Source organism: Mycobacterium sp. SMC-19, assembly GCF_045310815.1.
Classification (GTDB): Bacteria; Actinomycetota; Actinomycetes; order Mycobacteriales; family Mycobacteriaceae; genus Mycobacterium.
In genome coordinates this window covers 64,726-72,196 of record NZ_JBJIAM010000013.1, presented here as the reverse complement: position 1 = coordinate 72,196, position 7,471 = coordinate 64,726, and the positions used below count along the sequence as shown (strand labels likewise).

At 68.0% G+C, this 7,471-nt stretch carries 9 protein-coding genes; 4 read left to right on the top strand and 5 right to left on the bottom strand.

The genetic code is table 11. The features are described 5' to 3' along the window. Positions 1–183 precede the first annotated feature (183 nt). Positions 184–828, bottom strand: coding sequence for a TIGR03086 family metal-binding protein (locus ACJH5R_RS21330; RefSeq protein WP_406759462.1), 645 nt, complete (start codon positions 826–828; stop codon positions 184–186). Positions 829–891: 63 nt separating this feature from the next. Here ACJH5R_RS21330 and ACJH5R_RS21325 point away from each other — a divergent pair, with 63 nt between their 5' ends. Beyond that, positions 892–1,848 (top strand): helix-turn-helix transcriptional regulator, encoded by a 957-nt coding sequence (locus ACJH5R_RS21325; protein ID WP_406759461.1) that lies wholly within the window; start codon positions 892–894, stop codon positions 1,846–1,848. Here the strand turns inward: ACJH5R_RS21325 and ACJH5R_RS21320 are convergent. Continuing rightward, positions 1,845–2,270 carry a tautomerase family protein gene (locus ACJH5R_RS21320; RefSeq protein WP_406759460.1) on the bottom strand — a complete coding sequence of 142 codons (426 nt, stop codon included), beginning with the start codon at positions 2,268–2,270 and terminating at the stop codon, positions 1,845–1,847. The genes ACJH5R_RS21325 and ACJH5R_RS21320 overlap by 4 nt on opposite strands. A gap of 31 nt (positions 2,271–2,301) precedes the next feature. Beyond that, positions 2,302–3,003, bottom strand: a complete 702-nt coding sequence (locus ACJH5R_RS21315) for an SDR family oxidoreductase (RefSeq protein WP_406759459.1) — start codon at positions 3,001–3,003, stop codon at positions 2,302–2,304. A 96-nt stretch (positions 3,004–3,099) separates the two neighbouring features. On the opposite strand from ACJH5R_RS21315, the gene ACJH5R_RS21310 reads away from it, so the two are divergent. Then, positions 3,100–3,585: a winged helix-turn-helix transcriptional regulator gene (locus tag ACJH5R_RS21310; protein ID WP_406759458.1), complete on the top strand. Its 486-nt coding sequence runs from the start codon at positions 3,100–3,102 to the stop codon at positions 3,583–3,585. Between the two features lie 5 nt (positions 3,586–3,590). Here ACJH5R_RS21310 and ACJH5R_RS21305 read toward each other — a convergent pair whose 3' ends face one another. Further along, complete coding sequence (locus tag ACJH5R_RS21305; RefSeq protein WP_406782851.1) at positions 3,591–4,433, bottom strand: LLM class flavin-dependent oxidoreductase; 843 nt, start codon at positions 4,431–4,433, stop codon at positions 3,591–3,593. After that, on the bottom strand, positions 4,430–5,071 hold the full coding sequence (locus ACJH5R_RS21300; protein WP_406782850.1) for a TetR/AcrR family transcriptional regulator: 642 nt from the start codon (positions 5,069–5,071) through the stop codon (positions 4,430–4,432). Before ACJH5R_RS21300 ends, ACJH5R_RS21305 begins: the two co-directional genes overlap by 4 nt. Positions 5,072–5,188: 117 nt before the next feature. Here ACJH5R_RS21300 and ACJH5R_RS21295 point away from each other — a divergent pair, with 117 nt between their 5' ends. Together ACJH5R_RS21295 and ACJH5R_RS21290 are read left to right on the top strand one after the other, a co-directional pair. After that, entirely contained in the window at positions 5,189–6,553 is a 1,365-nt protein-coding gene (locus ACJH5R_RS21295) for a flavin-containing monooxygenase (RefSeq protein WP_406782849.1), read from the top strand. Next, on the top strand, positions 6,550–7,467 hold the full coding sequence (locus ACJH5R_RS21290) for an alpha/beta hydrolase (protein WP_406782848.1): 918 nt from the start codon (positions 6,550–6,552) through the stop codon (positions 7,465–7,467). The genes ACJH5R_RS21295 and ACJH5R_RS21290 overlap by 4 nt, the downstream gene beginning before the upstream one ends. Positions 7,468–7,471 lie beyond the last annotated feature (4 nt).

Below are 7,471 nucleotides of genomic sequence, written 5' to 3'. Positions count from 1 at the left end.
CGACTCATCGACCATCACCGCAGGTGTCACCCATGTCCCGACTCACCTGTCACCTATGTCATGAACTCACACACCCCTTCGCCCACAGTTGTGATCTCTCGGGAGATCCCGGACAGGCCGAACCCTTATTAGGGGTTCGGCCTGTCCTATTTGTAGGGACGGCTTCGGGTCCGCCGGGACAGATCACCAGAGCGGATCGCGGCCGTTCCAGGCGATGAGCCGGTCAATGGCGGGGGCGTCGTCGGGAATGGCGACGGCTTCGGCGAACGGCATGGCCACCTCGTCCAGGCCCATCGCGGCAGAGATCTGCGCGTAGAGCGCCCGGCGGTTCTCGGCCGGCAGGATCCGGTGCGCCGATTGCAGGGCCGCGGCGATCACCGTGTCGTCCCAATCGGGCTGCTGACCGGTGGCCGCCGCGAGGTCCCAGGTGTGGACCGTGATCTCCGAGAGGTAGGAGGCCAGGACGTCGGCGCCGCTGCCTTGGATCCACGGCAGGGCCATGGGCTGTTGGAGGACGGCGTCGTCGCCCCAGGCGTCGGCGGCACGTCTGCTGGACTCCCGCCACGCATCGGCCCAGCGATCGTCGGAGATCTGCGGTTCGGCGACGGCGAACGGGTCCTCGCCGTTGCCGAGTGCGGCAATGCGGTCAACAACTCCGACCAGGTGAATCAGCATGGCCTGCACGTTCATCTCGGTGCAGGGCGTCAGGTTGGCGAACTGGTCAGAGCGGACGCCGGCGATCACGGCGGCGGCAGTGGCAATGGCACGGTCGAGGACGGGCCGCGGGTCGGTCAGAGGGGCTGCGGAAGAACTGGTCGGTGTGGTCATGGCGACATTGTGGTCACCATAACCGGACACCTTGTGGCCGGTTTTATGTGCGAGTCTGCTGGGGTGCGCGCTGACCGGCTGCTAGCCACCCTCCTACTGCTGCAACAACGCCAGCAGGTCACCGCGCTGGAGGTCGCCCGGGAACTGGAGGTGTCCGAGCGCACCGCCCGCCGCGACCTCGACGCGCTCAGCGTCGCCGGCGTCCCGGTGTACTCAATGCAGGGCCGCGGCGGCGGGTGGCGCCTGCTGGGCGGCGCTCGTACCGACCTCTCGGGGCTGACCGCGAGCGAAGCCCGCGCGCTGTTTCTGGTCGCCGGACCCGCTTCGACGGCAACCCCGGAAGTCAAGGCCGCCCTGCGCAAGCTCGTCCGCGCGCTGCCCGAGCCTTTCCGGGAGCAGGCCGAGGCCGCCGCGACATCCGTGGTGGTGGACCCACGGCGGTGGGGAGCTCAGGTGGTGCCTCGGCCGCCGCGGTTTCTCGACGCGCTGCAGGAGGCGGTCATCCGCGGCGTGCAGGTATGGCTCGGTTACGTCGACAGCAAGGGCGCCGAGACCGAGCGGACCGTCCACCCCCTGGGCATCGTTGCCAAGGGCCCGACCTGGTACTTGGTCTCGCATACCGAGGTGGGCCGCCGTACCTTCAGAATCGATCGTGTCTCGTCGGTCGAGTTGACCGAGGAGCCCGTCCAGCGGCCTACGGGGTTCGACCTTGCCGAGAGCTGGCGTGAGATCGCCGACGAGGTCGACCGCAAGCGCACCCCGCTCGAGATCCAGGCGGTGTGCGCACCTGACGGGCTGGGCCTGCTCCAGAGCATGCTCGGTGGGCGCCTCGACGTGGGCGGTCCTACCCCCGATGGCCGGATCGAGGTGGTGATTCGCGGCTACAACGAATACGCCCTCGCCGGCGAACTCGCCGGGCTTGTCGAATGGCTCGAGATAACCGGTCCGCAGGGCGTGCGTGACCATCTGGCCGCGATCGGTACCGCGCTGGCGGCGCGGTACCGGGGAGCGCCCCCCTAGTACGCCGACGCGACGTTCTCCTTGGCCCACCGCTTCTCGGCGTCCGATCCCCCCGGCGGCGGAACCAGGCCGTTGATCATCCACAGTTCCTCGCTGGTCTCGTCGACGTGGAATTCCGAGTGCAGGCCCGGATGCCGCTCGAGCGTGGGGCTAAGAATCTGGTTGATCCATTCGGCGATCCGCCGGCGGCCTTCCTTGTCGTGGGCGTGCCGGGCGATGTGGTCGATGACGACGCGAATACCCACTGGCGTCGGCTCCCCCCCGACGTAGAAGTCCTCCGGCGCGGTCTCGTGGAAGACGGTGACCACATAGAAGCGTGGCAGCCCGGCACCCTCGTAGTGGTCGGTGATGCGGGCGGCCAGCGCGTGCTTCTGCTCGGCGGTGAAGATGCCCGGGGTGTGGTGAATTGTCCACAGTGGCATGACGGTTCAGTGCTCCTTCGTGATCAGACGCTCAGTGCGGCAGGGCGAACGACAGCTTTTCGACCGGACCAGACAGTGCGGCTTTGACACCGACAGACACGTCGTCGGCCAGCACTTCGAGGGCACCGGATTCCAGTCCGTCGACGATGCGCCGGGCCACCTCGGCCGGGGTGACCTTGGCCGCGCTGATCGCCGAGACCATGTCGGTATCGATGAACCCGGCGTGCACGCCGACCACCTGCGTGTGCTGGGCCGCCAGCTCCGTGCGCAGCGAGTTGGTCACCGACCAGGCAGCGGCTTTGGAGGCGCCGTAGGCACCGGAGCCGGCCAGCCAGGACAACACCGAATGCATGTTGACCAGCGCCCCGCCCCCGTTGGCCGCCAAGATCGGCGCGAACGCGCGGGCCACCCGCAGCGGCCCAAAGACATTGATGTCGAAGGTGGTGGTGATGTCGGCGAAGTCGCCGGTCAGCAGCGCGGCAGGCAGCAGGATGCCCGCGTTGTTGAACACGATGTCGGCGTCGCCGGCGGCCTGGGCCAGCGCAGCGACCGACTCGGGGGACGTCACTTCGAGGGTGTGGGCCACCACCCGGGGGCGTTCGTCGGTGAACGCGGTGCGGGCCGTCGAGTACACCTTGGCCGCACCGCGGGCCAGTACCTCGTCCACCAATGCCGCTCCCAGCCCCCGCCGGCCGCCGGTGACCACCACGACCTTGCCTTCGATTGCAACCATTTCCCGATCCCTTCCGTCCTGACTAACGACTCCGTTAGTAAGAGAGAAGCACGGATATCTGGGTAACGCAAGTGTTAGTCACGTAAGCTGGTCCCCATGGAGTTCGAGCCCCGGTTGCGCGACCGAACGCGCTGGTCCACCGGCGATGCGTGTTCGGTGGCCCGGCTGCTCGATGTGCTGAGCACCAAGACGGCGTTCCTGGTGGTGCGGGAATGCTTCTACGGCACCAGTCGATTCGAGGACTTCATGGCACGCCTCGGCGCCTCGGCGCCGGCGGTCTCGCGGGCGCTCAAGCAACTCGAAGCCGCCGGGATCATCACGCGGGTCCCCTACCAGGAGGCCGGCCAGCGGGCCCGAGACGAGTATCGGCTGACACCCGCGGGCGAGGATCTCTTGCCCGTGATGCTGGCTTTGACCCAGTGGGGAGACAAGTACCTCCAGGACGGGAAACCGCCGCTGAGCTTCGTCGACGCCACCACCCAGCGCCGGGTGGGCGTCCGCGTTACCGACGATCTGGACGGCCCGAAGACCGCCGCCGACGACATCGAGATCCGCTGGAACGCGCCGCGCCGATCACGCTGACGAGCTCAGCCACCCGCCCGGATCACGGTCTCGGCGAACTCGGCAATGGACTCCGGTGGCGCGAAATCAGCGAACCAGACGTAGAAGCGCTGTGCGCCTTGGCTTTCGAGCATCCGGAAATGCTCGGTCAGCGCCGCTGCATCACCGCACACCAGGCCCGATCCCAGCCGGCCGAACCGCCGCTGCGCCGTCTGCGATACCGCCACCACATCCTGATCGCGCCGGGCGAAACCGACCATCTGCTGCACCGACGCGCGGGCAGACCCGATCAAGGGCAGCAGCTCGGGCAACTTGTGTACATGCGTCGCGGGCAGGTTCCACCAGTCGGCGTAGCGGCGGGTCAGCTCGAGCATCCGGGGGCCGACACCCCCGAGCACCAGGGGGATGGGCTGGGTCGGCGCGGGAGTCTGCGACCGCGCCCCCGCGGTGCTCCAGTACTCACGTAGCAGCGCCAGCGTCTCCCCCAGCGCGTCGACGCGTTGCCGCGGGCCGGCGGTGGTGATGCCGTACTTGACCAGTTCGTCGGGCATCGAGCCGGAACCGAGCCCCAGCTCGAAGCGCCCCCCGGTGGCCTCGGCCAAGGTGGTCGCCTGTTTGGCCAACACCGCCGGGTGACGGAACCCGTCGCACAACACCACGTGGCCGACCTTGAGCCGCTCGGTGTGGGCGGCCACCCAGGTGGCGACGGTCATCGCCTCCCACAGCGGCGAAGCGGGGTCCATCGGGGTGTCCAGGTGATCGAGGAACGCGACGCCGTCGAAGCCTGACGCCTCGGCCGCTTGTGCGCGCGACACCAGATCGTCGAGGCCGATTCTGGTTTGCGGGAGGTATAGGAACCACTCCGTCATCGCTTCCCCTTCGGTGTCGCAGTCGTCGGCGCCTGTCGCAGGCCCGGCAGCACGTAGCGGCGTAGATGCTGCCGCACGGCTGCCGGATCGTCGGGGTCCATGTGGTTTCCCGGGACACTGCCCAGGCTGATCATCACCCGGGCGATCCATTCACTGGCCTCGGGAATGTCGGTGTCGGGGTGGATGTCTCCGCCGTCGACGGCGGCTTCGACAAAAGGTTGCCAGAACGCCGCGAGGTCGGGCACCAGGCCGCGGACGCCGGCCCCGGCGCAGGCGGTGAACTCATCCGGTTCGGCGGTGCGCAGCCGCATCAGCAGCGTGCCGGGATCGTCGTAGGCGCGGCGGCCGATCTGGACTCCGGCCACCAGCTGGTCCTCGAAGTCGGTGAGCGTCGACAGCTCGGCGCGGGTCTGGGCCCAGCTGGTCTCGATGAGGCGGATGATCGCCGCGCCGACCAGCGTCGGCTTGTCCGGGAAATTCCGGTACAGCCAGGCCCGGGACACCCCCGCTGCCTGGGCGACGTCGATCATCGTCGTCGCCCGGATCCCCTTGTCGGCCAGCAGTTTCTCGGTCGCATCGAGAAGCCGATCGGTTGTCGACGGGGATGCGGGTGACGCTGATGCTGCGTTCACGGCCACCTCCTGGTCGGTAAGCCTAACAAGGCAGTAGACACATCCGCAGATGTGTGTACTATTGCGACGCGTCGCGTAGACACTTCTGCAAACCTGTCTACCCCGGATCCCGGAGGTTTCCCCATGCCCTCACCTCGCACCGCGATCATCGGTGCCGGCATCAGCGGCCTGACCGCCGGAAAGATGCTGAGCGACTACGCGGTTGACTACACCTGCTTCGAGTCTTCCGACCGGATCGGCGGCAACTGGGCCTTCGGCAACCCGAACGGACATTCCAGCGCCTACCGGTCACTGCACATCGACACCTCCAAGCACCAGCTGTCGTTCCGCGACTTCCCCATGCCGGAGCACTACCCCGACTTCCTGCACCACACGCTGGTCAAGGAGTACCTGGAGTCCTATGCGGCGGCGTTCGAGCTCAAACGCAACATAGAGTTCGACACCGAAGTCACCCACGCGCACCGTCTTTCCGGCGGCGGCTGGGAGCTGGAACTGGCCGGCGGGCAGCGTCGCCGCTTCGACCTGTTGGTCGTCGCCAACGGGCACCACTGGGATCCGCGCCTGCCGGACTTCCCCGGCGAATTCAGCGGTGAGACGTTGCATGCGCACCACTACATCGACCCCAAGACCCCGCTGGACTTCAGCGGCAAACGGATCCTGGTCGTCGGCCTGGGCAACAGCGCCGCCGACATCGCCGTCGAACTGTCGTCGAAGGCCCTGGACAACGAGCTGACCCTGTCCACCCGCTCGGGCGCCTGGATCGTGCCGAAGTACCTGGCCGGCAAGCCCGCCGACAAGTACTTCCGGACCAGCCCGTATCTGCCGTTCTCCTTGCAGCGCAAGGTCGCTCAATGGGCGCAGCCGATCATCGCCGGGCGCCCCGAGGACCTCGGGCTGCCCACCCCCAACCACAAGTTCTTCGAAGCGCACCCCACCCAATCGGTGGAACTGCCATTGCGGCTGGGGTCCGGAGACGTCATTCCCAAACCCAACATCAGCCGGCTCGACGGCGACACCGTGCACTTCACCGACGGCACCAGCGGCCAATTCGACGTCATCATCTACGCCACCGGCTACAACATCACCTTCCCGTTCTTCGACCCGGAATTCATCAGCGCACCGGACAATCGGATCGACCTGTACAAGCGGATGTTCTACCCGGGCATCGACGACTTGGTGTTCGCCGGATTCGCCCAAGCCACCCCGACGCTGTTCCCGTTCGTGGAGTCCCAGGCCCGCCTCATCGGCGCCTACGCGGCCGGCCGCTACCGGCTGCCGTCGGCTACCGAAATGCGCCGAGTGATCGACGCGGACCGGCGCAAGTACACCGGCCACATGCTCGACACCCCGCGGCACACTCAGCAGCTCGACTACTTCCTTTACGAACACGACATGCGCACCGCGGAGATCCCGCGCGGCACCCGACGCGCCACCGAACTCGGTGCGCCCGGATGGGCCGGCGTGCACAAGATGGAGGTATCCGCATGAGCGAGACCATCCGATTCACCCACGGCGGCGCCACGTGTGTCGGGCAGTTCTTCCCCGCGGAGCATGGTGACGACGACGGAGCCCCGGTCGTGGTGCTCGGACACGGGTTGGGCGGCGCCGTCGATTCCGGCCTTGTGCCGTTCGCCGAACGGCTCAGCGCCGCCGGGTTCGCTGCCTTCGCCTTCGACTACCGGTACTTCGGCGCGTCAGAAGCTCAACCGCGCCAACGGATTTCCATGCAGGAACAGATCGAGGACTTCCGCGCGGCATGCTCGACCGCGGCCGAGCAGCCCGGCGTCGATCCGCGCCGGATCGTGGTGTGGGGAGTCTCGCTGGGCGGCGGGCATGTCTTCGAGGTGGCGGCCACCACGCCCGGCGTCGCCGCCGCCATCGCGCTGACACCATTGGTGAGCGGTCCGGCAGCGGCGGTAGCGGCAATGCCCCACCATCGCCCGTCAGCCATGCTGCGGTCGACGGCGACGGGTTGGCGCAGCGCGCTGGCCCAACGCTTCGGTGGGCCGCCCGCGACCATCCCCCTGGTGGGCCGCCCCGGGGAGCTGGCCACCCTGACCGCCGACGGCTACCACGAGGCCTACACCGCGATGGCCGGCCCGACCTGGCGCAACGAGATCGATGCCCAGGTCGGCGTTCAGCTCGGCGCCTACCGGCCGGCGGCCAAGCACGCCGAAGCCATCACCTGCCCGATCTTGGTGCAGATAGCGGACTTCGACCGCGGCGCTCCCCCGCAGGCTGCCGCCAAAGCGGCGTTCGCCGCCCGCGCCGAAGTGCGGCACTACCCCTGCGATCACTTCGACGTCTTCGCCGGTGGCGACTGGTTCGATCACGCCGTCGAGCACCAGATCGCGTTCTTGACCCGGCACCTGGTCGGCGCGACCGCTACGGTCACGGGTTAGGAGG

Excerpts from the sequence above, each read along its gene's own strand:
- ACJH5R_RS21310 (WP_406759458.1), top strand. The coding sequence starts at position 3,100 with ATGGAGTTCGAGCCCCGGTTGCGCGACCGAACGCGCTGGTCCACCGGC.
- ACJH5R_RS21290 (WP_406782848.1), top strand. The coding sequence starts at position 6,550 with ATGAGCGAGACCATCCGATTCACCCACGGCGGCGCCACGTGTGTCGGG.
- ACJH5R_RS21295 (WP_406782849.1), top strand. The coding sequence starts at position 5,189 with ATGCCCTCACCTCGCACCGCGATCATCGGTGCCGGCATCAGCGGCCTG.
- ACJH5R_RS21320 (WP_406759460.1), bottom strand. The coding sequence starts at position 2,270 with ATGCCACTGTGGACAATTCACCACACCCCGGGCATCTTCACCGCCGAG.
- ACJH5R_RS21330 (WP_406759462.1), bottom strand. The coding sequence starts at position 828 with ATGACCACACCGACCAGTTCTTCCGCAGCCCCTCTGACCGACCCGCGG.
- ACJH5R_RS21315 (WP_406759459.1), bottom strand. The coding sequence starts at position 3,003 with ATGGTTGCAATCGAAGGCAAGGTCGTGGTGGTCACCGGCGGCCGGCGG.
- ACJH5R_RS21305 (WP_406782851.1), bottom strand. The coding sequence starts at position 4,433 with ATGACGGAGTGGTTCCTATACCTCCCGCAAACCAGAATCGGCCTCGAC.